We start from the raw sequence: 26,570 nt of genomic DNA, 5'->3' as shown, positions 1-26,570 counted from the left end.
TCCGCTCTTACTCCTGCCAGGGCACCGTCACCATGGGGGCGGTCAGGTCGTCGATCGTCTCGGCCCGGCGCATCAGCGCCGCCTTCTCGCCCGCGAGGAGCACCTCGGCGCAGCGGGGCCGGCTGTTGTACTGCGACGACATCGCAAACCCGTAGGCCCCGGCGTCCAGCACCGCGATGAGATCGCCTGCCTCGAGTTCGGGGAGCATCCGGTCTTTCGCGAGGATGTCGCCGGTCTCGCAGATCGGCCCCGTGACGGAGTACTCCCGCACGGCGGGCGCGTCGGCCCTGTTCGCCGCCACGACCTCGTGGTAAGAATCGTACATCGTCGGCCGGACGAGAAGGTTGAACCCGGCGTCGACGTTCGCGAAGGTCTTATGGGCGGTCTTGACGGAGTTGACCCTTGTCAAGAGGACCGTCGAGTCGCCGATGAGCCACCGGCCCGGCTCGACCCAGAGTTCGGGCTCGATCCCGAGTTCTTTGATGCCGCGAAGGAAGACCGGCATGACCGCTTCCGCGTACTCCTCCGGCGTCGGGGCGCGATCGGTCTCCCGGTGGTAGGGGATGCCGAGGCCGCCCCCGATATCGATGAACGAGAGGTTGACCCCGATATCGAGGAGATCGCGGGCGACGTCGATCAGCACCTCAACCTCGTGGGCGAAGGGCTCCACGTCGAGGATCTGCGAGCCGATGTGGCAGTGGATCCCGACCGGTTTTACGTGCTCGAGCGCGAGCGCTTCCCTGTAGGCATCCAGGATCTGCCCTGCGGGAATACCGAACTTGCTCGTCGCAAGCCCCGTCGCGATCTTCGGGTGGGTGGGGACCTCGATTGCCGGGTTGACCCTGAACGCGATCTCGACGGTTGTTCCCGCCGCTCCCGCCGCGCGGTCGAGCTGCCGGAGTTCGTCTGGTGAGTCCACCGAGACCCGGATGCCCTTCTCGACCGCGAGGGCGAGGTCGGCGGGGGTCTTCGAGCTCCCGTTGAAGAGGAGCGACGAAGGAAGCATCCCGGCGGCGAGGGCGAGCGCGACCTCTCCCGCAGAGAAGACGTCGGCCCCGGCGCCCTGTGATGCGAGCGTCTTAAAGATCGCCAGGTTGCCGTTTGCCTTCGCGGCGTAGAGGACACGGATTTTGGGGTAGTGGGCGGTGAGCGCGCCCGAAAGCCTCTGGAAGTTCCCGCGGATCCGCATCTCGTCGGTGACGTAAAGCGGGGTGCCGAACCGTTCCGCGAGATCCACCGTGTCGTGCTCGCCGATCCGGAGATGGCCGTCCCTGACCGTGAGGTGCGAGGGGAGGATCACAGGTCAATCCCCCGCATCCGCTCTACGGCCTCGTTGATCCGCTCGATCGACCGGGTGATCGCGAACCGGATGAATCCTTCGCCGTTCTTGCCGAACCCGATGCCCGGGGTCGCGACGATCCCGGCTTTGTCGAGGAGCTGTGCGGCAAACGCCATGCTGTCGTCGACCGGTGCCCAGACGTAGAAGGTGGCCTTCGGCGCCGTGACGTCGAGCCCGATCTCGGAAAGCCCTTTCACGAGCACGTCCCGGCGTTCCCGGTAGACCGAGCAGGCCTCCGAGATGCAGTCCTGCGGGCCGGTGAGCGCGGTGATCGCGGCGTGCTGGATGGCGTTGAACGCGCCCGAGTCGACGTTGGTCTTGACCCGGCCGAGCCCTGCGACGATCTCCGGGTTTCCGCAGGCCATCCCGATCCGCCACCCGGTCATGTTGTAGGTCTTCGAGAGCGAGTGCATCTCGACCCCGACCTCCATCGCGCCGTCGGCCTCGAGGAACGAGGGCGCCCGGTAGCCGTCGAAGGTGATCTCAGAGTAGGCGTTGTCGTGGACGACGACGATCTCGTGCTCCCGCGCAAACTCGACGACTTCCTCGAAGAACGAGAGGGGCGCTATTGCGGCTGTGGGGTTGTTCGGGTAGTTGATGAAGATCAACTTCGCCTGCTTCACGACGTCGGCAGGGATATCCTCGAGCACCGGGAGGAAGTCGTTCTCGGCGCGGATGGGCATCTCGTGGACTTTGCCCTCGGCAAAGAGCGTGGAGGTCTTGTAGACCGGGTAACCCGGGTCGGCGGCGAGGACGACCTCCCCGGGGTTGACGAAGGCCTCGGCGATGTGCGCGATGCCTTCTTTCGAGCCGATGAGCGCGAGGGTCTCCTTTTTCGCGTCGAGGTCGACCCCGAACCGGGTCCGGTACCAGTCGGCCACCGCCTCGCGGTAGGCGAGCATGCCGGTGTAGGAGGGGTAGTGGTGGTTCTTCGGGTTCCTGGCCGCGTCGCAGAGCGCCTCCACGATGTGCGGCGGGGTGGGAAGATCCGGGTCGCCGACCCCGAGGTCGATGACGTCGACACCCTGACGCTGCTTCTCCTCTTTCATCTCGTCAATGCGTGCAAAAAGGTAGGGGGGAAGGTGATCCATGCGTCTCGAATACATTATCAGATATTGCGCATGGAACCCTATTTAATTTCTTACTCGTGGTGGGAAGGGTTCCGGACCGGTAACGCTGATACGCTTCCGGCTCCTACGATCTACCGGACATGAACGATCAGGTAGAGCGCACCCTCTATATGGATCATGCGGCGACGACCTTCATGAAGCCCGAGGTCGTTGCGGCGATGGCCCCGTACCTCTCGGAGCATTTCGGCAACCCCTCGTCCCTCTACCGGTATTCTGGGGAATCCCGGAGCGGCGTTGAGACGGCGCGGGGACAGGTGGCGACGGCCGTCGCCGCGAGCACCGGCGAGATCTTCTTCACCTCCGGCGGGACGGAGGCCGACAACTGGGCGATCAAGGGGGTCGCTTTCGCGAACCGGGAGCGCGGCAACCACATCGTCACCTCCGCAATCGAGCACCACGCGGTCCTTCACACCTGCGAGTGGCTGGAGCGGCAGGGATTCTCCGTCACCTATCTCCCCGTCGACGAGTTCGGGAGGGTCGACCCGGTGGCGGTCGAAGCGGCGATCACGGATGAGACCATCCTCGTCTCGGTGATGACCGCGAACAACGAGATCGGGACAGTCCAGCCGGTCGCGGAGATCGGGCGGGTCGCGCACGATCACGGCGTCCTCTTCCATACCGACGCCGTCCAGGCGATCGGGGCGGTGCCGATCGACGTAGAGCGGATGAATATCGATCTCCTCTCGCTCTCCGGGCACAAGTTCTACGGCCCGAAGGGGACGGGGGCACTCTATATCCGGCAGGGGACCCGGGTCGAGACCCTGATCCACGGCGGCGCACAGGAGCGAGGAAGGCGGGCCGGAACCGAGAACGTCCCCGGCATTGTCGGGCTCGGGAGGGCGATCGAACTTGCGACCGCCGATATCGAGGGGCACAACCGCCGGATCGCCACGATGCGGGACCGACTGATCCGTGGTATCCTCGGCTCCATCCCGGACTCCCGCTTAAACGGCCACCCGCTGGAACGCCTCCCGAACAACGCGAACTTCAGTTTCCGCTACGTCGAGGGGGAGTCGATCCTGCTGCTGCTCGACGGCCGCGGGATCTGCGCATCCACGGGGAGCGCCTGCTCTTCGGGGTCGTCGGAACCGTCACACGTCCTGCTTGCGACCGGCCTCTCCCACGAGGAGGCGCACGGTTCGCTCCGGCTGACGCTCGGCGATGCGAACACGGAAGACGACGTCGATTATGTCCTTGAAGTGCTGCCGGAGGTGATCGGGCGGCTGCGGCGGATATCGCCGCTGACGCCTGCCCGCACCCGGATGCCGGAGGCCGAGTGATGTATACGGAGAAAGTAATCGAAGAGTTCACGAACCCCGAGAACGTGGGCGAACTGGCCGACGCCGACGCCGTCGGCGAGGCGGGGAGCCCGACCTGCGGGGATATCATGAAGATCTACCTCAAGGTCGAGGGCGACCGGATCGTTGACGCCCGGTTCCAGACCTTCGGGTGTGCGGCGGCGATCGCCTCGAGTTCGATGGCTACCCGGATGATCCTGGGGATGACCATCGCCGAGGCATGGAACCTCTCGAACACCGATGTGGTGGACGCTCTCGGCGGCCTCCCGGAACCGAAGGTGCACTGCTCGCTCCTCGCCCGCGACGCTATCCGGGCCGCGATCGACGACTTCCGAACCCGCCGGGGGCTCGAGCCCCTGGAGAGGGGGTCGGGCTGCTGCTGCTCCGGGGAGGGCGGCTGCGATTCCTGCCCCGGGAACGATTAAATACGGGCGCTACGAAAGGTAAACCATGGTTCTCCCGGAATTCGCCGTGGTCTTCTGCACGGCCCCCGCCGGCGAAGCGGAAGCCCTTGCAAGAGCGCTCGTTGATGCACGCCTCGCCGCCTGCGTGAACGTCGTCGACGTGCACTCCTGCTTCCGGTGGAAGGGCACGGTCGAGAACGAGGCCGAGCGGCTCCTCGTCGCGAAGACGCAGCACCGCCTGCTCGAGCCGCTCATCGAGCGGATCCGGGAGCTGCACAGTTACGAGACCCCCGAGATCATCGCCCTTCCCATCGTCGGCGGCTACGCGCCGTATCTCGACTGGGTCCGGGAGGAGACGGCCTGATGGAGATCGTCTGCCGCGCCGGCATCCAGATGACGGGTGACGGTGCACGCGAGGTTCACGACGACATCATCGTCGAGGACCACGTCCGGCTCTTTTTGAACGGCGAGTTCCTCACGGCGCTCGTGGCAAGCCCCGACCGCCTGGACGACCTCGGGGCAGGGTTCGTCGTCTGCGAGGGGCTGGCGGACTCGGTCGAGTCGGTGGAGGTTGCCGGGAAGGACGTCCACATCACCGCACCGGTGAAAAAGGAGATCCGGCTCGAGACGGAGTCGTCCGGCGGTTCCCGCGTGCTCGGCGAGCCGGGATCGGTCGCGTCGTCGATCACGATCACGGCGGACGGCATCCGTGCGGTCACGGCGGCGATCGAGTCCGACACCTGGCGGAGGACCGGCGGCGTCCACTGCTCGGTTCTCTTCTGCGACGGCGAACTCGTCACCCGGGCGTGCGATGTGGGGAGGCACAACACCGTCGACAAGGTCGTGGGCCATGCGGCCTTAAAGGGGCTCGACCGGTCGAGGTGCATCCTCGGGTGCACGGGCCGGCAGCCGGCGGGGATGGTGGCGAAGGCGGCGAACGCGGGGATCCCGATCGTCGTCTCCCGCGCCGCCACGACCGACCGGGGCATCCTCACGGCGGAGCGCGCGGGTCTCACGCTGGTCGGCTTCTCGCGGGGGGAGCGGTTCACCATCTACACGCACCCGGAGCGGGTGCCCGAAGTCCTTGAGCAACTGGAGAAGACAAAACGATGACCGAGAACAACGAGAAGACCGCGCTGATCCTGCTCGGGTGCCCGCAGGTGCCCGTCCAGACGAGCATGGCGCTCTACCTGGTCCACGGCCTGAAGGAGCAGGGCATCCGGCCGGTGATTGCCGGGACACAGGCGGCCCGTAAACTGATGGAGGTGGCCGACCCGGACCGGCACTACGTTTCGGAGATGACCGATCTCGACGCGGCGATCGACGAGATCACGGGGAAGCAGCGGGACTTCGACCTCTGCTTCGTCTTCATCCACAACGACTCGGGAGTCGCGTATGCCGGGACGATGGCCTACATATCGAAGGCACGGGTGTATGCCCTCCTCTTCGGGGAGCACGCGGAGGAACTCGCCGGTGAGATCGAGTTCCCCTGCGAGGTCGTCGCGGCGAAGGCCGTCCACAACCCCATGCCGCTGAAGCGCAAACTCGACGAGGTGATGCAATGGGCTGTCTCGAAGCGCTGAAACCCGAGGTCATTCTCTCGCAGTCGTCTTTTAAGGAGGCGCGGGAGTATATCAAGAAGAACGTCCGGGAGTACCACGAGGTCGAACCGGGCTACAAAATCCATGATGTCCATATCATCGGTGTGCCGCCGCTCTATGTCGGCATCGAGGGAGAGAACCTGATCTTCCCCTACACCAAGCCCTGCCACGGGACGTTCGTGGTGAAGGTCGCCGGCGGCGAGGAGATCGCACGGCTGCGGGCGCGGAAGGGGAAATAATCCTTTCTCATTTATCGGGGCACGCAAAAGCGGCGGGTGTTGTCGGGAATATTAACTCTGTGTCTGGCTGTTTTCCGTGACCTGCTCTGCCGGCCCCGTGTAGATTCCGGAGCCGAGCCACCAGTCCTCGTCCACCTTCATCACGTATCCCAGTTTTGATTCGACCGTCCGGTTGTGTGCGGGGTTGACGTAGTAGAACCGGACGAACCCGGAGCCGTTCTCCGCCGCGTCGATGAACTGCCGGGTGTAGGGGTTGCCGAAGGCGTCGAGCTCGTCCATCCGGTTCACGCCGATCTTGTCGGGGTCGAACGGGTGGGCGAGGGCGACGTTGTTGAAGTCGTAGGCATAGATGTAGAGTTCACCCCTGACGAACGACCCGTTCGGGTCGGAAAACTCGGCGAGGGCCTTTTCTTTGCCGTTGGCTTTCGCGTAATCGACCGCGCTCTCGACGAAGGCGGCGAGCGTTTCATTGGAGGTGTAGTTGGGTTCGGGGCTTCCCGGCGTCGAGGCGTTGCTATCCGGCTTGCTCTGCGTGCATCCGGCGGCCATGAGGAGCAGGCCGAGGATGCAGACGCACAGGAATGAGGTGGACGAGATTCTCATGCCATTGATTCGGTTTTCCTTCTCATAAAATAGTCTATTGCATGATAGAGACTCCTGGGAATCCCTTTACAAAAATATGGGGGCGATCTGCCCCGTCTCATCGATCCCGGAGTCAATCGTATTTCTGGAAGAGCGCCGGGTTCTGCCGTATGATCCACCAGCGGCGAACCAGGTAGCCGGCCCCGGCGAGCACCAGGATCACCCCGGCGACAAGGGCGACCGTTCCGAGCGGGAACTCGGGTGCCGGCCCGCCGGCCGGTGCGGCCGCGGTCTCTGTCGCGGTGGGTTCTGCCGTCGCCGGCGGCGTTGTCGCCGTCGGGGTCGTCACCCCACCGGCCTGCTCTATCCCGGTGATCGCAAAGAGGGAGAATCCGGGGGTCATTGCGGTGAAGGTGACTGCCGTCCCGGCGGTACCCTTGACCGTCGTCGGGAGGGCTTCCCATGCCGTGCCGTTGTAGTGGTAGAGCACGATATCTTCAGGGGCAAATCCGTGCTCATCGAGCCACGTCTGCGGGACGGAGAAGGTGATGTTCGCCCCGGTGATCTCCTCGAACCGGGCCGGCACCAGGTCGACGTACTGGTATGGGGTGCCCGGTGCAGGGGGAATCCCGGTTCCCGGGGAGGACTGCTTCCAGCCGGTGATGATGAACGTCTTGAGCCCGGTGCCGGCGACGGCGACCTTGCTCACGGCGGAGTCGCCGCCCACGTTATAGCCGTCCGGCCCGCCCGTCGAACCGCCGCCGCCACCGCCGCTGTAGACCGGCCTGCTGGTTGGGGTTACGGTTGGGGTTACGGTTGGGGTTACGGTTGGGGTTACAGTTGGGGTTACGGTTGGGGTTGAGCCCGTGACCGTGATGTAGCCGGCCCGGGAGAGCATGTCGGTTCCGTCCGCGTTATCGACCGTCAGGTTGACGGTGTAGGTTCCGGCGGCGGCGTAGGTGTACGTGGCGTTCCTCTCTGCTACGTCCGTGGTGTTGTGCCACGTGCCGTCACCGAACGACCAGTTCCAGGCGGTCGGGCCGCCGGTCGAGGTGTCGTTGAACTGTACGGCGAGCGGCGCGGTGCCGGAGGTCGGCGTGCCGGTGAAGTTTGCCACCGGAAGAACCGGTGCGGCGGAGACCGTGATGTAGTCGGTCTCGGTGTGCGTGTCGCTTCCTACTGCGTTGGTGGCCGTCAGGCTGACGGTGTAGGTTCCGGCGGCGGCGTAGGTGTGCGTGGCGTTCTGATCGGTCGAGGTTTCACCGTCACCGAAGTCCCAGGTCCACGAGGTCGGTCCTCCTGTCGAGGTGTCGTTGAACTGCACGGCGAGCGGCGCGGTGCCGGAGGTCGGCGTGCCGGTGAAGTTTGCCACTGGCGGAACCGGTACAGCGGAGGCCGTGATGTAGTCGGTCTCGGTGTGCGTGTTGCTTCCTGCTGCGTTGGTGGCATTCAGGCTGACGGTGTAGTTTCCGGCGGCGGCGTAGGTGTGGGTGGCGTTCTGATCGGTCGAGGTTTCGCCGTCGCCGAAGTCCCAGGCCCACGAAGTCGGTCCTCCTGTCGAGGTGTCATTGAACTGCACGGCGAGCGGCGCGGTGCCGGAAGTCCGGTTGGCGGTGAAGTTTGCCGTCGGGGCGACCGCAGCCGTGACCGTGATGACCTGTCGCGTGACGTTGTAACCGTCGTCGTTGTATGCCTGCAGCGTTACCGTGTAGGTGCCCGGGGTGGTATAGGTGTGCGATGGGTTCCGGGCGTTTGATCCTGCGGTTTCAAGGCGCCAGACGTCGCTCGTGCTGCCATCCCCGCCCATGATTACGATGCTCCCGTCCGGCATCGCGACGGAGGTGTGGCCCAGCCTTGGCGACCACTCGGCGTGCTCGGTCACCTGCGTCCATGTCGTGCCGTTGTCGGTCGACCGCCAGACGTCGTTTTTCAGGCCGAGGTACCAGCCGCCCATGATTACGATGCTCCCGTCCGGCATCGCGACGCTGGTGTGAGAGTATCTTGAGTACCCCTCCCCGGGGTTGGACAACTCCGTCCATATGGCCCCGCCGTCGGTCGACTTCCATACCCTGCCCGAGCTGCCCGCCCCGCCCATGATTACGATGCTCCCGTCCGGCAGTACGACGCTGGTGGGGCCTTCTCCTGGCCACTCTGCGCTGTCGGTGATGTCGGTCATCCGCTCCCAGGTTCTGCCACTACTAGGCGACTTCCAGACGTCTTTCAGGCCGGAACCGGTGGTACCACTCATGAGTACGATGCTTCCATCCGGCATCGCGACGCTGGTGTGAGCGTATCTTGCCAACCACCCGGGACTCGTGTTCACGCATGTCCATGTCGCGCCGTAATCGCGCGACTGCCACACATCGTTTTTTAAGGTGTACTCGTCGCCCATGACGTTCATGCCGCCCATGAGAACGATGGTATCATTGACCGCGACCGCCGCATGGCCGTATCGTCCTGACCATATGTCATTGGGGTCGTGCGGCGTGATATTTTCCCAGGTTGCACCGTTATCCGTTGATAGCCACACGTCGTTCCTTGAGCCGCCGTCAATTCCGCCCATGAGTATGATGCTCCCGTTCGGCATCACGACGCTGGTGTGCCCCCCTCTTGCCGACCACCCGGCGCTCGTGTTCACCGCCGTCCACGTCCCGTTATACGTCTCGTCGCCGAAGAACCACGCCCACCCGTCCGGGCCGCCGGCCGAGTTATCGGTGAACTGTACAGTCAGGGGCGCTGGTCCGGAAATTGTGTTGCTGCTGAACGCCGCGTCAGGTGCGGCAGCGCTTGCGGTGCCGATCAGCAGCAGGGTTGCAGCGACCAGGCACAGCGTCATCACTGGAATGCTGTTAGGAGGATTCCCCATATAATATTATAAGCGAGTAAGAATCTATAAGCATTCGGTTTCTTTACTGGAGATTTGGCCGTATTTCCTTTAAATAGATCGGGTTTATGGGATTGTACCTGGCGTGCGATCTCTGTTTCACGCCGGGTTTGGATCGAAAAAGAATGAGTGTTTTCCATATCTCACCGGATCAATCGTAGTCCCGGAAGAGCACCGGGTTCTGCTGCCGCACATGACACCACCGTCCCGGGAGCCCCTGACCCGGTGCGACGTCCGGGCCCAAAGAACGAGATATAAATTCCCGGAGAACCGTACTACAGTAGTGAGAACCCGGCCGCGTGCGGTCAGACCCCCGCGAGGGGATCGGCGAGCAGCCCGCGCGGCGAGCCGTTGGCGGCCGGAACACCTGCGTTTACGCCGATACAGGCAGGTGTCGGGCCCTGGATGCGAGTGAGACCATGAGCGAACCCTTACGCGTGCTGTTGATCGGGATAAGTCCCGGCAATCTCGGAGAGATGCTTCGCGAGTGCGGGCGCGACGTTGAGTTGATCCGTTGCGAGCGCTCCGAGAACGGGCTTGCCGCGGTATCGGGGGGTGGAATCGACGTCGTGCTCCTCGACCTCGATCTCGCGGGCGGACGGGGGGCGGCGGTATTCGACCGCCTGCGAGGGGTGGCCCCCGACGTCCCGGTCATCGTGCTCACCGCGGCGGGAGAAGACCCCGCCGCGCTCCGTGCGATGCAGAACGGCGCGCAGGATTACCTGGTGAAGGGGAAGACCGACGCGGAACTGCTCTGCCGGGCGATCCGGTACGCGCTCGAACGCAAACAGGTGGAGGCCGCGCTCCGGAACTCGGAGACGATGTACCGCAGACTGGTCGAGAACCTCAACGAAGGCGTCCTCGCCGTGGACGAGGCCGGCCTCATCACCTTCGCGAACCCGGCGATGGAGGAGATCCTCGGCTGCTCCGCGGAACGCCTGGTCGGATCGCCGGTCGCCGGGTTCTTCGATGCCCCCGGTCCGGAGGGAACCGCTTCGAAGAATCCGTTCTGCCGGGAGACCGAAGAGAGACTGGAGTTCGAACTGGATCTCCTCCACGGCGACGGCGGGTGCGTCCACGCGCTCGTGGTCACGTCGCCGGTCACCGACGAGTCCGGTAGGTTCCGGGGCTCGATTGCCGGTGTCATGGATATCACCGAGCGCAAACGCGCCGAGGAGGAACTCCGGGTCCGGAACGAGCACCTCATGGTGCTCAACCAGGTGATCGGCGTCACGGCCGCCTCCCTCTCTCTCGCCGGGCTCCTGGAGGAGTCTCTCGAAAAAACGCTCGAACTGATGAGGCTCGACGTCGGTGTCGTCTATATGCTCGATTCCGAGCGGAAACGGGCACTGCTGCAGCACCAGAAGGGGATGCCCGAATCGGCCCTGACCCGGAACCGCCTGATCAAGGTTCACCACTGGCCGTTCAACTTCATCTTCATCGCCGGCCAGCCCCGCTACATCGAGCAGCAGGCCGACCTCAACACCATCGAGGCGAGCATACTCCGGGAACTCGAGGTCTCCGCGCTCGCCTGCATCCCCCTCGTCGCGGAGTCGGTCGTCGTCGGTGCGGTATATGCCGGCAGCAGAACGAAAACATCCTTCTCCCGGGATGAGAGGGAGCTCCTCGAGACGATAGGGCAGGAGATCGGGTCGGGGATCCTGAAAGGGATGCTGCATAAGAAACTCGAGGCCGCCAACCGGGAGGCGAACCTCTACCTCGACATCATGACGCACGATATCAAGAACGCCGAGAACGTCTCGAACCTCTATACCGATCTCCTCCTCGAGATCCTGGAAGGTGAGGCCGCGCTCTACGCGAGGAAGATCCGGAGCAGCATTCATCGGAGCGCGGAGATCCTCGGCAACGTCACCACGATCCGCCGCATCCATCACGACTCGCCCGACGCCGGGCCGGTCGACCTCGACGCCGTCATCAGGGAGGAGGTCGCCGCCTTCCCGGACGTCGCGATCGAGTTTGCAGGGGGCACCCTTGCCCGGGTCTGGGCGGACGACCTTCTCCCCGAGGTCTTCACGAACCTTATCCGGAACGCCGTCAAGTTCGGCGGCCAGGATGTCAGGATAGCCATCCGGGTGGAGGATTACGACGGCGAGAGCGTGCTGGTCTCGGTCGAGGATACCGGGCCGGGCATACCTGATCCCATGAAGGAATCGATCTTCCACCGGTTCGAGCGGGGATGGGTCGGGGGATACGGCGACGGCCTCGACCTCTTCATCGTCCGCGCCCTGGTCGAACGCTACGGCGGCGCCATCCGGGTAGAAGATCGGGTGGAAGGACGCCCGGATCTCGGTACGGCATTCAGGTTCACCCTCCATGAGGTTCTCTCCGCCGGCGAAGACGAGGATGACGATTCTCTGGACGGAGAGGAGTGCGACTAAATTCCGTTTTGAGAGCGGCACAACGTCGGCCTTCCGTCGGATCGCCGGCTGACGATTGCTGCGCGGATCAAAAGGCTTAATAGTGTGGGAAACATCATTTCCCAACGTGACACCAGCCTACGTCCGAATCATCCAGTTCATCGTGGCGATAGGGGTTAGTCTCGCGGCCGGACTGATCGGCTCGATCTTCACGATGTCGGCGATCCCCACCTGGTATGCCGGTCTTGCAAAGCCTGAGTTGAGTCCCCCTTCATGGGTCTTCGGTCCCGCCTGGACGGTGCTCTACATCCTCATGGGCATCGCGCTCTATATCGTCTGGAGCAAGGGATGGGCGAAGAATAAGAACGTGCACATCGCGACGGCGATCTTCGGCGTCCAACTGGTCTTAAACGTCCTCTGGTCGTTCGTCTTCTTCGGGATGCAGGCGCCGTTCTTCGCGTTCATGGTGATCCTGCTTCTCTGGGTTGCAATCCTCATGACGATAGTCGCTTTCGACCGGGTCTCGGTGCCCGCGGCGATTCTGCTCGTCCCGTATCTCCTCTGGGTGAGTTTCGCGGCTTACCTCAACTACGGTATCTACATCCTCAACCCGTAGGGTCGTTTACCCCGATTTTTTTTTGGTGCAACGCCTGCGGGGATACTGCACCCCTGCCACGGCGAGGGGACCCTGGCGTGAGCCGGCAGTATGGGGTCGTACGGTATCGTGCGAGCCACAGGACGCGAGTGGGTCAAAGTCCTTCGACCCAAAAAATGAACGGGAGTTTCTACTGTTTTTCTATCTGCCGCCATACGTGGACGAAACGCTGGAACGCAGTGTAGTGCCCGAGGAAACCGAATATGATGAGGAGCCATCCGAGGTAGTTCAGGCCGTAGATCGCTCCCGGGATCAGCACGGTAAGGGCGCCGGCGATGATGATCAGCACGAGACGATCCGCCCGGCCGAGGATGCCGCCGTAGAACCTGCCCACCCCGACGGCCTGCGCCTGGGTGCCGAGGTAGGAGGACATCAGAACGCCCGTCAGCGCGAAGACGCCGATCTGCCAGGGTGCGGCCCCGCCCGCAAATATCCCGGTGATGATGAATATGTCGGCGTAGCGGTCGATGACGTGATCGAGAAAGTCCCCGCGGATGCCCGCGATCCCCATGTCCCGGGCGAGCGCCCCGTCGAGCGCGTCGAAGACGGCGTTGAACGCGACCATGACGGTGCCGAAGACGACTCCTCCGGCATAGAACGCGATACCCGCAAGTGCCGAGACGAGGAACGATGCAATCGTCAGCGCGTTCGGGGTAACCCCGATCCTTCGCATCAGGTTCACCACGGGCTGAATGATGCCCTGCACCTGCGGCCGGAACTGGTCGAGCGTCATCTCCCGACCTCCAGGTAGTCCGACCAGTCGATGGAGCCGTACGACGGCGGGAGTTCTCCCCGGACGAACCGCCCGATCCGGTCGGCGCACTCGTCGACGGAGAGATCGGTGGTATCCACCTCGAGGACGTGTTCGTCCGGGTGCTCCTCGAGCGTCTCGATCAGGATGACGTCGAGCGCCTCCGCCTCGACGTTCTCCGCGACCTTCTCCTCAGGGTAGTTCCTGGGTAAAAGTCGCTTGCGGAGAATGTCCGGGCGGCACCGGAGCACCACTACCCGGTCGCAGGGGAGGAGGTGGGCGAGGTGGCCTTCGACAAACCCGTCGAGGGGCTCGAACTCCTCCACCCACCGGTCGACGTCCACCACCAGCGTCTGCCGGTCGCAATCCTCCTCGATGACGTAGGGGCGCACCGTATCCGTCAGTCGGACGACGGCGTGCCCTCGCCGTTCGAGTTCGGCAGCAATGGATGTCTTCCCTGTTCCCGGCGTGCCGGTGATGCCCGTCATCATAAGTTCTTGATCGCCTCGAGGAATCGGATGTTCTCCCAGTCTTCACCGATGCAGACCCTGATGTAGTGGTTCCCGAGCCCCGGGAAACTGGTGCAGGACCGGACGAGGACGCCCTTCGCCGCGAGGCGCGCCACTGCCTCGTCGCCTGTGTGGGGGTCGACGTCGATCATGACGAAGTTTGCGTCCGAGGGGTATACTCTGAATGGCACCTCTTCGAGGAACCGGCGCCGCCACTCCCGCACGTGATCGCGGGTCTCCCGTACCCGTTCGGTGTCGGCGAGCGCCCCTCCGGCGGCCGCCATCGAGACCGAGTTCAGCGCGAACGGGGTTGCGGCCCTCTGGTAGAACGGCTCGAGCCACTCCGGAACGAATGCATAGCCGACCCGGAGCCCGGCGAGAGCGAAGATCTTCGACATCGTCCTCCCGATGACCAGGTTCTCGTAGCGCCGCATCAGCGGCCGGTAATCGGTATCCGCAAAATCGACGTAGGCGTTGTCGAGGAAGAGCAGCCCGTCCATTCCTTCCAGGATCGCCTCGACATCCTCCGGCGGAACCGAGTTCCCCGTGGGGTTGTTCGGGGAGCAGAGGAAGGCGAGTTTCGCCCCATGGCAGGCGTCGATGAACGCCCCCGTATCGACCGAGAAGTCCTCTCTTCGGGGGACGTTCACGACCCGTGCACCGTGCGCCGCGGCCGCGATCCCGTAGAAGGAGAAGGTCGGGGTCGAGACGACCATCGTCTCGCCGGGCTCGACGACCGTCCGGATCACCGTCTCGATGACGCCGTCCATCCCCGAGCCGGTGACGAACCGGTAGTCGCCGTGGTAGCGGCGGAGGGCTTCGACGAGCACCGACGTCCGCTCGTCCGGGTAGCGGTTCACTTCCCGGAGAGCGACCGTTGCCGCTTCCAACGCGGCGGGCGACGGCGGCCGGGGGTTCTCGTTGCTCGCGAGGCGGGCTACCCGGTCGAAGCCGTGCTCCCGTGCGACGTCGTCGGCCTTCTTCGCGTAGGAGTAACCGCCCGTGCCCGTATAGCACGCCCTAACCAAGCGCCGCATTGATGACACCGACAGCCGTGTCGATCTCCTCGTCCGTGATCACGAGCGGCGGAATCAGCCGGAGGTTCCCGTCGGCTGCGCAGTTGACGAGCACCGCATTCTCGGCGCAGGTCTGCTGCACCTCCGGGCACCGGTCGCCGACCGACATGCCGATCATCAGGCCGCGGCCCCGGGGATTGTGGGCGGCAAGCCCCTTCATGAACCGTTCGCCCTTCCACGCGACATCGGGGAGGATCTCCTCGATGACGCCGATCGTCGCGAGCGCCGTCGCGCAGGCGAGCGGCCCTCCGGCAAAGGTGCTTCCGTGCTCGCTCTTCTTGAACTCGAGCCCCTCGCGGGCGACGAGCGCGCCGATCGGAAATCCGCTCGCAAGCCCTTTTGCGATCGTGACGATGTCGGGGGTCACCCCGGAGTGCTGGAAGGCGAACCATTTCCCGGTCCGGCCCATCCCGGTCTGCACCTCGTCGACGATCATCAGCGCGCCGGCATCGTCGCAGATCTCCCGGACCCCGCGGAGGAACTCATCGGGAGGGATTATCACACCCGCTTCGCCCTGGATCGGCTCGACGAAGACCCCGGCGGTATCCTTATCGACGACCGCCGCGAGGCCGTCCAGGTCGCCGTAGTCGACGAAGGTGCAGGGGGTCGAGAGCGGCTCGAACGGCTCCCTTATGGCGGGCTTGTGGGTGACAGCGAGCGACCCGCACGTCCGGCCGTGGAACCCGTGAGCGAACGCGGCGAACTTCTTTCTCCCCGTCCGGACGCGGGCGAGTTTCATCGCACCGTCGTTTGCCTCCGCGCCGGAGTTCGAGAAGAAGGCTTTCGAAAGCCCCGTGATTCCTACGAGTTTCTCCGCGAGCTCCGCCTGATTCGGGATGTAGTAGAGGTTCGAGCAGTGGATCAACTCTTTTGCCTGGCCGCAGATTGCCTCGACGACCTTCGGGTGGCAGTGGCCGGTGCTGCAGACCGCAATACCTGCCACGCAGTCGATATACTCCCGTCCCCGGTCGTCCCAGACACGCGACCCCGCGCCGCGGACGATCTTCATCGTCCGGCTAAACGCGGGCATGTAGTAGCGTGCATCAAGCACGCGTGAATCTTCTGCCATGATTATCTCACTCGTATTCGATCGTCGCGGGGGGTTTGGGGGTGACGTCGTAGACGACCCGGGCGACACCGGGGATCTCGGCGGTGATCCTTGTTGCCATCCGGGAAAGCGTCTCGTAGGGGAGGAGCAGCGGATCGGCGGTCATCCCGTCCCGGGATCCGACGGCCCGGACGGCGACGATCCAGCCGTGCAGCCGGACGTCTCCCTTGACACCCGTCCCGAGACCGATGAGCGCCGCGAAGCACTGCCAGGGGCGGAACTCCTCCACCAGGCACTCCTCGACGATGGCGTTCGCCTCGCGGACGATCGCGATCTTCTCTTTCGTCACCTCACCGAGCACCCGGACGGCGAGCCCCGGGCCCGGGAAGGGCATCCGGTGCTGGATCTCCGCCGGGAGCCCGAGCCCGCCGGCGACCTCGCGGACCTCGTCCTTGTAAAGATCGGCAAGCGGCTCGATGACGCCTTTGAATTCAATATCGAGGGGCATGCCGCCGACGTTGTGGTGGCTCTTGATGCCCCCCTCACTCTCGATGCGGTCGGGGTAGATCGTTCCCTGCAGGAGCATCGTCGCTCCGGTTCGCTTCGCTTCCCGTTCGAAGATCCTGATGAACTTCGCGCCGATGGCCTTCCGCTTCTCTTCGGGGTCGACGATGCCCGCGAGAGCCTCGAAGAACTCGTCGGCGGCATCCACGACACGGAGGTTTGCGTCGGCAAAGAGCGACCGAATCCGATCGGTCTCTCCCTTCCGCATGAGGCCGGTATCCACGTATATCGGGACGAGCTGGTCGCCTATCGCGCGGGTCGCGAGCGCCGCGCAGACCGACGAGTCCACGCCGCCGGAGAGCGCCATCACGACTTTATCCTCGCCGGCAGCATCGCGTATCTCTCTGACTGCCTGGTCGATAAACTTCTCAATGTTTACCATTCTGCCATTTCACCTGATCTCTGATGACGATTTATTCTTCTTGCATGCCTCTACAAAGCCGATGTAGGGTGGGGAGGGTTTTGTCGGGCTCGACCTGAACTCGGGGTGGAACTGCGTCGCGAGGTAGAAGGGGTGATTCGGAATCTCGCAGACCTCCATCCGCGGCCCGCAGGTTCCCGAGAAGACGAGTCCGGCGGCTTCAAGGTCCGCGATGAACGCGGGGTTCACCTCGTAGCGGTGGCGGTGGCGCTCCACGATTGCCGTCTTCCCGTAAAGACCGGTCACCTTTGTTCCATCTTTCAGGACGACGTCGCAGTCCCCGAGGCGCATCGTGCCGCCGAGGTCGCTGACTTCTTCCTGTTCCGGGAGGATGGCGATGACGTGCGTCCCGTCGCCCATCTCTTCGCTCGTGGCGTCCTCGATGCCGAGGACGTGCCGCGTGTACTCGATCACCGCGAGCTGGAACCCGAGGCAGAGGCCGAGGTAAGGTTTCTTGTTCTCGCGGGCGTACCGGATCGCCCGGATCTTCCCCTCGATGCCGCGCTTCCCGAACCCTCCCGGGATCAGGATGCCGTCGACGTCGGCGAGGTCATGGAGCTCGAACGTCTCCGCATCCAGCCAGCGGATGTTCACCTCGGTGGAGAGCGCTCTTCCGGCGTGCTTGAGCGACTCCTTGATGGACATGTAGACGTCCTCGATCCCGTACTTGCTGACGATGGCGACCGTCACCCGGTTCGTATACTCCTGCGAGACGACCCGGTACCACGCGGTATCCGGCTCCCGGTTCTCCAGGGAGAGGTAACTGCAGACGACGTCCGCGAGCCCTTCCTTCTCCAGTTCCATCGGGATCTGGTAGATGTCCGGGGCGTCCTTTGCGGAGACGACGGCTTTTACCGGGACATCGGTGAAGGTGGAGATCTTCTTCTTCGTCTGCGGCCCGATCACGTCGCTGCTCCTCGCGACGATGATGTCGGGCTGCAGCCCGAGTTCGCGGAGAGCCTTCACCGAGTGCTGCGTGGGCTTGGTCTTGAAATCACCCATCGTGTCCATCGGGACCAGGGTGACGTGAACCAGGATCATGTCTTCCGGTGCAAGGTCGCCGTGCATCTGGCGGACGGCCTCCAGGAACGGCATGCTCTCGATGTCGCCGACCGTGCCGCCGACCTCCACCATGCAGACGTCGGCAACCTTGCCGCCGTTGACCGTCTCCTGTGCCGCGCGGCTGATGCAGTACCTGATCTCGTCGGTGATGTGGGGGATGATCTGGACGGTCGCGCCGAGGAAATCGCCGCGCCGCTCCTTCTCGATGACGTTCCGGTAGACCTTGCCCGTCGTGATATTGTGGATCGATTTGAGGTTGATGTCTAAGAACCGCTCGTAGTTGCCCAGGTCGAGGTCGACCTCTCCGCCGTCGGAGAGGACGAAGACCTCACCGTGCTGGGCGGGATTCATGGTGCCGGCGTCGATGTTCAGGTACGGGTCGATCTTCACCGCCGTTACCTGGTAGCCGCGGTTTTTCAAAAGGCGGCCGATGGATGCGGTGGTGATGCCTTTCCCAAGCCCGCTCATGACGCCGCCGGTTACAACGATGTACTTCAAGATCTCGTTCCCCTCCGGTTGTTCCGGATGCTCTATCTTATGTATGTGATCTCGGGTATTGAGAATGTATTGTTCCAGCAGTCCCGGGGAATCCCCGCCTGCGCGAAGAGGGGTTTGGGCCGTCCCGGCGCTACCCCTCGATGACCGCAAACGACGTCGACGTCCGGGTAAGAAGCGTATCGTCCGCCGCGCTTCTGACCTCTCCGTCTGCAAACGCCACCCGGCGGCCTTTGCGGACGACCTTCCCGGTGGCGACGATCGCCCCCGTGCTGACGCCCTTCATGAAACTGGTATGCTCGTCGATCGTGGCGATTCGCTCGTTCTCGGCAAGGAGCGTGTAGAGCGCAAGCGCAATCGCCTCGTCGGCGAGCGCCACGTAGACCCCGCCCTGGAGCCACCCGGCGCCGTTCAGCATCTCCGGCCGGACCTCCATGGTGAGGCGGGCGCGCCCGTCACCGTATTCGTCCACGTCTATCCCCATCATTTTGAAGAAGGGATTCGCATCCCTTCCTACCCGCTTCAGCTCGTCAATGTAGCCCACGCGATCACACCTCCCGGAAAATTTGGGGTCTGTCGGGATAAACGTTATGAACACCGATTCCGGATACGGAATTCGATTCGTTTGCCCTGCGCTTTTGCCGGCAGGATGCCGGAGTCCCGGCGGCAGGATCCGTTGCCGCCTCATCGTCCAAAAAACCCTTTCCTGAACGGATCCCTTCGTAATGCCGCAGATATGAGATTCTGAGTTCTCTCCTGGCGGGGGAGCCCCGGAGATCATATAAAAACAAATATCTCTTCAACTCTCCACAATACAGATATGGAAGATGCGTGGCAGCCCGAGGCCCTCAGGAACAGGAGACTCGAGCAGCTCCGGGCTACCATGGACGATTACATCGTAAAGAACACCGGACAGGTGGAGGGGAATCTCCCGGTCTTCTTCGGGCACGTCGCCGCCACGCTCGACAAAACGTTTCCCGAGCTCGATGATCGCACCTACGACGATTTCATCGATGCGACCGTTTTTGCGCTCCTCAACGTCACGAGCGAGGCCCCTACCCCGGAGTTTCTCGATAAAGTCCTGCGGCACGCCATGGGGAACAAGCGGCGTCGCAAGGGGCGGGCAACGCTCGACGTGATTGTGGCCCTCAAACTGATCGACTCCGGCAACTATTATCAGGCGTTCGAGTGTCTTACGCCTCACAGAGGTTACGACGGCCGCATCAACGCTGCAATCGCCTACTGCTACTACGCCCTGTCCCTGGCAAAGACCCAGAAATCGAGACTCCGCCCCGACGACCTGGAACTGCATGCCCGCGAGGAGATGCTGAACCTCTCCCGGGTTCGCGCCCCGCTCAACCGTCTCGGCCTCTTCAATCGCAAAGACAGCCGGTTGAACTCGATCTTCTGGTTCATGCTGGATCTGGCGTTCGCCTGGTTCCCGAGCGAACCGGAGTTCTACCGCATGGGCGTCACCTGGACGAAGCACGAGGGGGACGTCGAACGCCGCAACCACCTCCTTGCTCATGCAACGGAGCGGTTCTCGGACGACAGGTTCTTCCTGACGGAGGCGTTCAACACCCGCGTGGAGTTGCGCAACGGGAGCGGTGCCGCCGCTATCGTCAAACAGATGATGCAGCAATATCCCGACGATCTCGAACCGCTCTACTACGGGATGAAACTCGCGATTCTCGGTGCCCAGCCGAGATCCTACGCGAGTTTCCGGAAACTGGCGATCTTAAAAGAGTTCCCCCGGCACCTGCTTCTGATGCTCGATGCCGTCTTCGAGGTCATGTGCAACCACAAGATGGAGAGTTACGTCTGCTTCGGGGAGGCAAAGAAGGCTTCTCCCGGCCGGGATTACTACACCACGGCACTTGATTACATCCTCCGCGACTTCATCGAAGGAGACGAAGAGCGGGCGAAGCGTGCACGATCCACGTTCTTTACGGCCATGGATCAGTACTGCATGCAGGTCCTGAAGATCAGGGAGTGACGGAAGTGGTTGTTGTGCTGCAAAGTCCCCCCGGGGACTTCCGGGCCCCGTGGCGGAGAATCCTCTCTTCCGCCTGCAGATCGACGTTTGTCCCGAATGTGCGTATGAGTGCCGGCGTTCCTCCAGAAAATCGGTTGGAATGGCCCGTTTCGAAAATAACGCGGAAAGGTAGAACGATGCATATATCTATCTCGAAAGGCAAAATTTCCTGTGAGCGGCGCTTGCAGGCCCGAATACACAGATATGCCGTGGAGGACCGACGATGACGGGAAACAAAACAACTCGGGACGACGCCCGTGAATCGCCTGATCTTGGAGGGGACATCTGTCTCTCGATTCTCCGTGAAGTGCCTGACGGCCTCGTTCTTCTGGACGGTAAGGGCACATGCCGGTACCTGAACCCGGCGTTTACCCGGATCACCGGGTATACCCTGGAGGATGTCCCGACACTCGCGTTATGGTTCGAGCGTGCCCACCCAAACCCTGCATACCGGCAGAAAGTGGAGGAGCTGGGGCAGGAACTGTTTTCAGGCGGCCGGGACACGATGGTTGCCGGCGTGGTCTGCCGGGACGGCAGGGTGCGCGATATCGAGTTCCGGCGGGCGTCGATCGAGGGCGGCTCCGTCCTCTTCACCGCCCGGGACGTAACCGAGCAGGCGCTGACCGAGGAGAATCTCCGGCAGGCGACGTCCGAACTGACCGCGGTGATCGAAGCCTTTCCCGATCTCTTCATCCGGTTGAACGCCGACGGCACGATCCTCGACTCCAGGGCGGGGAGGCTCGCGGAGGCGCCGATTGTCTCCCGGGCGCATCTCGGGCGGCGGGTGCAGGATCTGCTCCCCGCCGGTGTGGGTGAGGCCCTTTCTGCTGCGCTGCAGGAGGCCGTCCGGGTAAATACGGCCGCGGCACCCCTTGAGTTCAGCCGAACGGTTGCCGGAGAGACCCGGCACTACGAAGCCCGCGTCATACCGCTCCAGGAGATGCACCTGATGGTCATCATCAGGGAGATTACGGAGCGCAAGAAGGCGGAAGAGGAACTGCACCGCCACCGCGAGCACCTGGAGGAACTCGTTGCCGAGCGGACCGCCGAACTCGAACGTGCGAACAAGCAGCTCGAGCAGCTCCTCTACTACATCGAGATGACCGAGCGGAAAGCTGCGGAGGACTGGCTGGACTTATCGGTCGAACTGGGTTCCCTGGGGGCGGATGACTCCGGGGAGGCGAGGATCACCACCGATGCCGCCGGAACGATCGTCATCGTCGACATGGCGGCGGAACACCTCACCGGCTACGCCGGGGACGAACTGACCGGGAAGCCGGTAGGGTCGCTTTTTTCTGGCGTCGGTGTCGGGGAGCATCTCGTCAGGGAAGTGCTGGGGCAGGGCAGGTCCGTGGAGTGCGCGGTAGGAGCGGAACTCGTGAGAAGCGACGGTTCAAAAGAGGTTGTCCGCGTCTCCGGCGACCCGATCGCCGATGGTGCAGACACCGTGATCGGCATGGTCTGCACGTTCCGGAAGGCGTGAATCTTCAGAGCCGAAAGCCGTAGGATTCCGGGTGAACCGCTCCCGGATCCTGGGGTGCCACGGCGACCCCGATCTGGTCGGAGTAGAGTCCGAGTCCTTCAAGCGCGGAGAGGAGCACTTTTTCCGGCGTGTTGTTGATCTCGCTCACGTGGGCGAGCATCGCCATGTGGATGCGATCGGCGAGCCTCTGCAGGCAGCGGGCGGCGTCGGGGTTCGAGAGGTGCCCGCGTTTCGATCGTATCCGGCTCTTTAGATATGCCGGGTACGGGCCGTTTTCAAGCATATCCGGGCAGTGGTTGCTCTCGAGAAGGACGGCGTCGCAGGATGCGAGTTTATCGAACATCGAGGTGGTGACGGTGCCGGTATCGGTGCAGCACCCGATGCGCAGATCGCCCTCGGCGACAGAGAACCCGCAGGGTTCCCGGGCGTCGTGGGAAGCGGCGAACGGCTCGATCGAGAAGTCGCCGACGGAGAACGTCTCGCCGCAGCGGCACCGCCGGACCTCCGCGGATCTCCCGCTGCACTTCGGGGTGAACGCCTCGAGCGTTCCGCCGGTCGCGTAGACCGGAACCCCGAGCCTCCGTGCCAGAACGTCGACGCCCCGGATGTGATCGATATGCTCGTGCGTGACGAGTATCGCCTCGATGAATGTTGGATCCCCGCCGGCGGCTTCGAGACGCCGAAGGATCTCGCGAGCGGAGAGCCCCGCGTCGATGAGCAGCGCGCCTCGCTCCCCCCGGAGATAGGTGCAGTTTCCTTTGCTCCCGCTGGCGAGGACTGTCAGTTCCATTGTAGAAATGGTGGGCTGTGCGGGTATTTAAGATCAGGGAAGGCGGCCGTGCAAAAAGAGCCCCGGGATCCGGGGCGGCAATCCCTGGTGAGAGCGGATGAGCGCGACGGAGGAGTCCTGGCAGGAGGTGGTCGCCCGGATCGTCCCGGGTGAGGATGAAACCTCTCGTCGAGACCTACCCGCGCCCTGAACCCCGGTGGTTCACCCCTCGGACGACGTGAACCGACTCCGGCGCAAACGAGACCGAGACCCGGCTCCCCTCCCGGATATCGAGGGCGTCCACCGCCTTCCACGAGAGGACGGACGAGAGCGGGACCCCGCAGTCGACCGTCACCCTGCTGAACGGCCCGCGCGGTACGATGGAGGTCACGGTGCCGGGGAGGGTGTTCCTGCCGGAGGTATTCAGCGACGGCGCGGCGATCCGCAGATCCTCTGACCGGATGCAGAGAGTGACCCGCTCCCCCGTCGAAGCCGGCGACCGTGCCCGGACCCGGACACCGCCGGCATCGACGACGGCGGTACCGTCTCCCCCTTCTACGACGCCACCCTCGACGATGTTCTCGATCCCGACGAACCGGGCGACGTCCCGGCTTGCCGGGAGGGTGAAGACCTCCCGTGGCGTCCCCACCTGCGAGAACACTCCGGTCATCAGCACCCCGATCCGGTGGGCGAGCCGCTGCCCCTGGTACATGTCGTGGGTCGAGAAGACGATCGTCGTCCCGAGGTCGCGGTTGATCCGCACCACCAGATCCTCGATCGTCGCCACCGAGACGGGGTCGAGGTTCGCGGTCGGTTCGTCGAGGAGGAGGATCTCGGGCTCGATCACCATCGCCCGGGCAAGCGCCACCCGCTGCATCTCCCCGCCCGAGAGTGTCCTTGCCCGCCGCTCCCCGTAACCGACAAGCCCGACCATATCGAGGGCTTCCTCGATCCGGGAATGGCTCTCGCTTTTACTCGCGCCCCGGAACCGGAGGCCGACGGCGATGTTCTCCGCGACCGTCGCGTTGAAGACGGCGGGTTTCTGGAAGACCATCCCCATCATCCTCCGGATCGAGAGGCTCTTTTCACGCTCCGCGTGGATATCGGTGCCGCCCACCCGGATCGCCCCTCCCGTCGGGGTGTCGAGGAGGTCGATGAGGCGCAGCAGGGTCGACTTCCCGGCTCCGCTCGGCCCGATGACGGCGAAGATCTCGCCCCGGTTCACCTCCCCGGTGACACCGTCGAGCACCCCGGTATCGCCGAAGTTCTTTGAGACGTTATCGAGTTCGATCATAGTATCACCGGTGCTGCACCGTGGTTATGGCGAGATTCACGCCGAGGGCGATTGCAAGGAGGACGATCCCGAGCGCGATGGACCGGGAGATGTTGCCCATCGAGGTCTCGAGCGATATCGCGGTCGTCAGCACCCGGGTCGAACTCGCGAACGACGACGCCGCGATGTTGCCGCCGACCAGGATCGCCGCCCCGACTTCGGATATCGCCCGCCCGAACCCGACCGCGACGGTCGCAAGGATCGCGAACCGGGCTTCTTTCAAGATGTTTGTCAGGAACTGGAGCCTTGTTGCCCCGAGTGAACGGAGGGTGTCACTGAGGACCGGGTCGACCCCCGAGAGCGCGGAGATCGTGAGGCCGGTCATGATCGGCAGGATGAGCACCGTCTGCGCGATGATCATCGCGGTCGGGGTGAAGAGCAGCCGCAGGAACCCGAACGGCCCGACGCGGGAGATGAACAGGAATATCAGCAGCCCGACGATGACCGTCGGGAGGGAGTAGAGCGTCTGGATCAGGTTGATGAGGCTCTTTCTGCCCGGGAACGACCCGAAGTTGATCGCGGCCCCGAGCGGGACGGCGAACAGCGTGGCGATGATCGTTGCGGTGAGCGATATGACGACGCTTCGCGCGGCGATGGCCATCACGTCGGGATCAAGCGTGACGATGAGCCGGATCGCCTCCAGAAATCCCTCGATGATCTCGTACATGCTCTACACCTGATTATACACCGCCGGGGGCAAAAAGGGTGGGATTTCGAGTCCGATCAGGCGATCGGATCCTTCACTTCAGCCTGGGGGACGCCGATCTTCTCCCAGTCGTCCTGGGCGGGGTAGAAGAGCGGCTGGCCGTACTGGTCGACACCGAAGGAGGCGATCTCGCCCTGCACCTCGTCGGAGATCATGAAGTTGACCCAGTCCTTCGCGACGGTGGTGTTGATGTCGGGGTATTTCTCAGGGTTGATCTGCATGGCGCAGTAGATGTTGAGCAGGATATCCCCCTCGTCGACGAGCGTCACGAGGTCGAGGTCACCCTTGTAGGCGAGGTAGGTGCCGATGTCGGAGAGGGTGTAGGCCTCCTTCTCGTTCGCCATCTCAAGGGTCGCGCCCATGCCCGTTCCGGCCTCCTGGTACCAGTCGCCGGAGCCCTGCACGTCCGTCGAGTAGTTGAACCCGGCTCCCTTCCAGATGGCCTTCTCCTTGGAGTGCGTGCCGGAGTTGTCACCGCGCGAGACGAAGACCACACCGGAGTCGCCGGCCATTCCCTTCTCCCGGATGGTGGTGAACGCTTGCTCAGGAGTCATGCCCTTGACGCCTGCCGGGTCGGACTCGGGCCCGACGATGACGAAGTAGTTGTAGGCGAAGACGCGCCGGTTGATGCCGTAGCCGTCGGCGAGGAAGGCGTCTTCACGCGCACGGTCGTGCACCATCAGGACGTCCACGTCGCCCCGCTGCCCGTACTCGATCGCCTTGCCGGTCCCGGCGGAGACGATCAGCACCTCGGCGTTGTACTCCTCCTCGAAGATCGGCGTGAGGTGATCGAGGAGTTTGGTGTCGTAGAGACTCGTGGTCGTGGCGATACGGAGTTGCTGCTTCTCTACGGGCGTTGGGTCGGTTGTCGTCCCGGTACAGCCGCATATCAGCATGAGGGCGACCATGATGGCCGCGACGGCAAAAATAGTTCGTCTGTGCATAGTTATCAGACAGAGGTATCGCAATATGCACATTTAAATAGGTGTGTTTTGAGTTAACTATAACTTGATATGGTTTACTGATTTGACGCCGGCGATAACTAAAAGAGATGTTGTTGACTCGCCCTTCATCCCATCACGATATCGCGGTAGGCATCCCCGTCCGGCTCGACGTAGAGGATCGCCTTCCCACCGACGCAGGCAGGCTTCGGGAACTTTCGCAGGCTGATAGTGCCTTCCCCGACCGCCGCCCCGTCCCGGGTCATGACCCGGTCGACGCCGGAAGCGAGGATCGCGGCGACCGTCTGGGTGCCGCTGAGGTCTCGGTTCGTTCCCTTCTGGATGAACCGGCCGTCGTTGCCCGATGCCGCAAGCCCGACCCCGGCAAGCGCACCGATCACGCCGTCTTCGGTGCCGCCGAGCCCTTCGAGGAGGATTCCGGCCTCGCGGGCGAGCCCTCGCGCCTGATCCTGCGTCACGACGCTCGTCTTCGCGGAGAGACCGAAGTGGGAGAGGTCGCCGTTGATGTTCCGGTCGGCGGCAACGCAGATCCCGGGGTCGCTCCCCTCGATGAAATCGGCGAGCATCAGTTCCTTTGCCGCCGCAAAGACGTCGGCTGCAGTCCCGTTCCCGGTATCCCGGATGTGGATGACCGCGGAACTGTTATGGGAGGTGTAGGGGACAGCCGGATGGACAAAGAGCTGGTGCCGGGTCACTCCGGCTACCGTGTAGGACCGGGTGAGTTCTGCTGCAATCGCGCGGGCGAGCCGTCCGGTTCCCCGGGACTCGCGTGTGTCGGTGTCGTCGATGCCAAGGTAGAGGGTCATAGAATTGCTCTATATCTATCCGTATCCCGGGCAAAAGAAG

At 63.6% G+C, this 26,570-nt stretch carries 26 protein-coding genes; 10 read left to right on the top strand and 16 right to left on the bottom strand.

The features are described 5' to 3' along the window. Positions 1-7: 7 nt before the first annotated feature. Together lysA and MEMAR_RS09450 are read right to left on the bottom strand one after the other, a co-directional pair. Complete coding sequence (lysA, locus tag MEMAR_RS09455) at positions 8-1,300, bottom strand: diaminopimelate decarboxylase (protein ID WP_011844751.1); 1,293 nt, start codon at positions 1,298-1,300, stop codon at positions 8-10. Continuing rightward, the gene (locus tag MEMAR_RS09450) at positions 1,297-2,445 is read right to left on the bottom strand and encodes an LL-diaminopimelate aminotransferase (protein ID WP_011844750.1); all 1,149 of its coding nucleotides are present in this window, start codon (positions 2,443-2,445) and stop codon (positions 1,297-1,299) included. Before MEMAR_RS09450 ends, lysA begins: the two co-directional genes overlap by 4 nt. A 104-nt stretch (positions 2,446-2,549) precedes the next feature. On the opposite strand from MEMAR_RS09450, the gene nifS reads away from it, so the two are divergent. Genes nifS through MEMAR_RS09420 form a run of 6 tightly spaced genes read left to right on the top strand, consistent with a single transcriptional unit; the run spans position 2,550 to position 6,011 of the window. Beyond that, entirely contained in the window at positions 2,550-3,749 is a 1,200-nt protein-coding gene (gene nifS, locus MEMAR_RS09445) for a cysteine desulfurase NifS (RefSeq protein ID WP_011844749.1), read from the top strand. Beyond that, positions 3,749-4,192 (top strand): iron-sulfur cluster scaffold-like protein, encoded by a 444-nt coding sequence (locus MEMAR_RS09440; RefSeq protein WP_011844748.1) that lies wholly within the window; start codon positions 3,749-3,751, stop codon positions 4,190-4,192. The genes nifS and MEMAR_RS09440 overlap by 1 nt, the downstream gene beginning before the upstream one ends. 25 nt (positions 4,193-4,217) lie before the next feature. Further along, complete coding sequence (cutA, locus tag MEMAR_RS09435; protein ID WP_011844747.1) at positions 4,218-4,535, top strand: divalent-cation tolerance protein CutA; 318 nt, start codon at positions 4,218-4,220, stop codon at positions 4,533-4,535. Next, positions 4,535-5,284: a formate dehydrogenase accessory sulfurtransferase FdhD gene (gene fdhD / locus MEMAR_RS09430; RefSeq protein ID WP_011844746.1), complete on the top strand. Its 750-nt coding sequence runs from the start codon at positions 4,535-4,537 to the stop codon at positions 5,282-5,284. The genes cutA and fdhD overlap by 1 nt, the downstream gene beginning before the upstream one ends. Beyond that, positions 5,281-5,754, top strand: a complete 474-nt coding sequence (locus MEMAR_RS09425; protein WP_011844745.1) for a DUF1890 domain-containing protein — start codon at positions 5,281-5,283, stop codon at positions 5,752-5,754. The genes fdhD and MEMAR_RS09425 overlap by 4 nt, the downstream gene beginning before the upstream one ends. Further along, positions 5,733-6,011 (top strand): DUF1894 domain-containing protein, encoded by a 279-nt coding sequence (locus MEMAR_RS09420; protein ID WP_011844744.1) that lies wholly within the window; start codon positions 5,733-5,735, stop codon positions 6,009-6,011. Before MEMAR_RS09425 ends, MEMAR_RS09420 begins: the two co-directional genes overlap by 22 nt. A gap of 51 nt (positions 6,012-6,062) precedes the next feature. Here MEMAR_RS09420 and MEMAR_RS09415 read toward each other — a convergent pair whose 3' ends face one another. Both MEMAR_RS09415 and MEMAR_RS13170 read right to left on the bottom strand, forming a co-directional pair. Continuing rightward, complete coding sequence (locus MEMAR_RS09415; RefSeq protein WP_011844743.1) at positions 6,063-6,614, bottom strand: cache domain-containing protein; 552 nt, start codon at positions 6,612-6,614, stop codon at positions 6,063-6,065. A gap of 112 nt (positions 6,615-6,726) precedes the next feature. Then, positions 6,727-9,429: a PKD domain-containing protein gene (locus MEMAR_RS13170; protein WP_187147918.1), complete on the bottom strand. Its 2,703-nt coding sequence runs from the start codon at positions 9,427-9,429 to the stop codon at positions 6,727-6,729. 467 nt (positions 9,430-9,896) lie between these two features. Here MEMAR_RS13170 and MEMAR_RS12500 point away from each other — a divergent pair, with 467 nt between their 5' ends. Together MEMAR_RS12500 and MEMAR_RS09390 are read left to right on the top strand one after the other, a co-directional pair. Continuing rightward, positions 9,897-11,876: a hybrid sensor histidine kinase/response regulator gene (locus tag MEMAR_RS12500; RefSeq protein WP_011844741.1), complete on the top strand. Its 1,980-nt coding sequence runs from the start codon at positions 9,897-9,899 to the stop codon at positions 11,874-11,876. A 106-nt stretch (positions 11,877-11,982) separates the two neighbouring features. Continuing rightward, positions 11,983-12,471 carry a TspO/MBR family protein gene (locus MEMAR_RS09390; protein ID WP_011844740.1) on the top strand — a complete coding sequence of 163 codons (489 nt, stop codon included), beginning with the start codon at positions 11,983-11,985 and terminating at the stop codon, positions 12,469-12,471. 169 nt (positions 12,472-12,640) lie between these two features. Here MEMAR_RS09390 and MEMAR_RS09385 read toward each other — a convergent pair whose 3' ends face one another. The 7 genes from MEMAR_RS09385 to MEMAR_RS09355 all read right to left on the bottom strand — a co-directional run bounded on the left by MEMAR_RS09385 (position 12,641) and on the right by MEMAR_RS09355 (position 18,980). Next, entirely contained in the window at positions 12,641-13,243 is a 603-nt protein-coding gene (locus MEMAR_RS09385; RefSeq protein WP_011844739.1) for a CDP-alcohol phosphatidyltransferase family protein, read from the bottom strand. Continuing rightward, the gene (locus tag MEMAR_RS09380) at positions 13,240-13,752 is read right to left on the bottom strand and encodes an adenylate kinase family protein (protein WP_011844738.1); all 513 of its coding nucleotides are present in this window, start codon (positions 13,750-13,752) and stop codon (positions 13,240-13,242) included. The genes MEMAR_RS09385 and MEMAR_RS09380 overlap by 4 nt, the downstream gene beginning before the upstream one ends. Continuing rightward, entirely contained in the window at positions 13,749-14,807 is a 1,059-nt protein-coding gene (gene hisC, locus MEMAR_RS09375; RefSeq protein ID WP_011844737.1) for a histidinol-phosphate transaminase, read from the bottom strand. The genes MEMAR_RS09380 and hisC overlap by 4 nt, the downstream gene beginning before the upstream one ends. Beyond that, the gene (locus MEMAR_RS09370) at positions 14,791-15,915 is read right to left on the bottom strand and encodes an aspartate aminotransferase family protein (protein ID WP_011844736.1); all 1,125 of its coding nucleotides are present in this window, start codon (positions 15,913-15,915) and stop codon (positions 14,791-14,793) included. The genes hisC and MEMAR_RS09370 overlap by 17 nt, the downstream gene beginning before the upstream one ends. 7 nt (positions 15,916-15,922) lie before the next feature. Continuing rightward, entirely contained in the window at positions 15,923-16,840 is a 918-nt protein-coding gene (guaA, locus tag MEMAR_RS09365) for a glutamine-hydrolyzing GMP synthase (RefSeq protein WP_011844735.1), read from the bottom strand. Positions 16,841-16,849: 9 nt separating this feature from the next. After that, the gene (locus tag MEMAR_RS09360) at positions 16,850-18,439 is read right to left on the bottom strand and encodes a CTP synthase (RefSeq protein ID WP_011844734.1); all 1,590 of its coding nucleotides are present in this window, start codon (positions 18,437-18,439) and stop codon (positions 16,850-16,852) included. Positions 18,440-18,569: 130 nt separating this feature from the next. Next, a complete protein-coding gene (locus MEMAR_RS09355; protein ID WP_011844733.1) occupies positions 18,570-18,980 on the bottom strand; it encodes a PaaI family thioesterase in 411 nt (136 codons plus the stop codon). 276 nt (positions 18,981-19,256) lie between these two features. Between MEMAR_RS09355 and MEMAR_RS09350 the strand changes: the two genes are divergently transcribed. Further along, the gene (locus MEMAR_RS09350; RefSeq protein WP_011844732.1) at positions 19,257-20,432 is read left to right on the top strand and encodes a hypothetical protein; all 1,176 of its coding nucleotides are present in this window, start codon (positions 19,257-19,259) and stop codon (positions 20,430-20,432) included. A gap of 262 nt (positions 20,433-20,694) precedes the next feature. Continuing rightward, on the top strand, positions 20,695-21,954 hold the full coding sequence (locus MEMAR_RS09345; protein WP_011844731.1) for a PAS domain-containing protein: 1,260 nt from the start codon (positions 20,695-20,697) through the stop codon (positions 21,952-21,954). Between the two features lie 4 nt (positions 21,955-21,958). On the opposite strand, the gene MEMAR_RS09340 is transcribed toward MEMAR_RS09345, so the two are convergent. The 5 genes from MEMAR_RS09340 to MEMAR_RS09320 all read right to left on the bottom strand — a co-directional run bounded on the left by MEMAR_RS09340 (position 21,959) and on the right by MEMAR_RS09320 (position 26,530). Then, a complete protein-coding gene (locus tag MEMAR_RS09340) occupies positions 21,959-22,744 on the bottom strand; it encodes an MBL fold metallo-hydrolase (protein WP_011844730.1) in 786 nt (261 codons plus the stop codon). A 175-nt stretch (positions 22,745-22,919) separates the two neighbouring features. Next, positions 22,920-24,017 (bottom strand): ABC transporter ATP-binding protein, encoded by a 1,098-nt coding sequence (locus tag MEMAR_RS09335; RefSeq protein ID WP_011844729.1) that lies wholly within the window; start codon positions 24,015-24,017, stop codon positions 22,920-22,922. A 4-nt stretch (positions 24,018-24,021) separates the two neighbouring features. Next, a complete protein-coding gene (locus MEMAR_RS09330) occupies positions 24,022-24,723 on the bottom strand; it encodes an ABC transporter permease (RefSeq protein WP_011844728.1) in 702 nt (233 codons plus the stop codon). A gap of 56 nt (positions 24,724-24,779) precedes the next feature. Next, positions 24,780-25,706, bottom strand: coding sequence for a substrate-binding domain-containing protein (locus MEMAR_RS09325; RefSeq protein ID WP_011844727.1), 927 nt, complete (start codon positions 25,704-25,706; stop codon positions 24,780-24,782). Positions 25,707-25,831: 125 nt separating this feature from the next. Continuing rightward, positions 25,832-26,530, bottom strand: a complete 699-nt coding sequence (locus MEMAR_RS09320) for an ABC transporter substrate-binding protein (protein ID WP_011844726.1) — start codon at positions 26,528-26,530, stop codon at positions 25,832-25,834. Between the last annotated feature and the right edge of the window lie 40 nt (positions 26,531-26,570).

The organism is Methanoculleus marisnigri JR1, from assembly GCF_000015825.1.
Classification (GTDB): domain Archaea; phylum Halobacteriota; class Methanomicrobia; order Methanomicrobiales; family Methanoculleaceae; genus Methanoculleus; species Methanoculleus marisnigri.
This window is presented reverse-complemented; position numbering and strand designations above follow the sequence as displayed.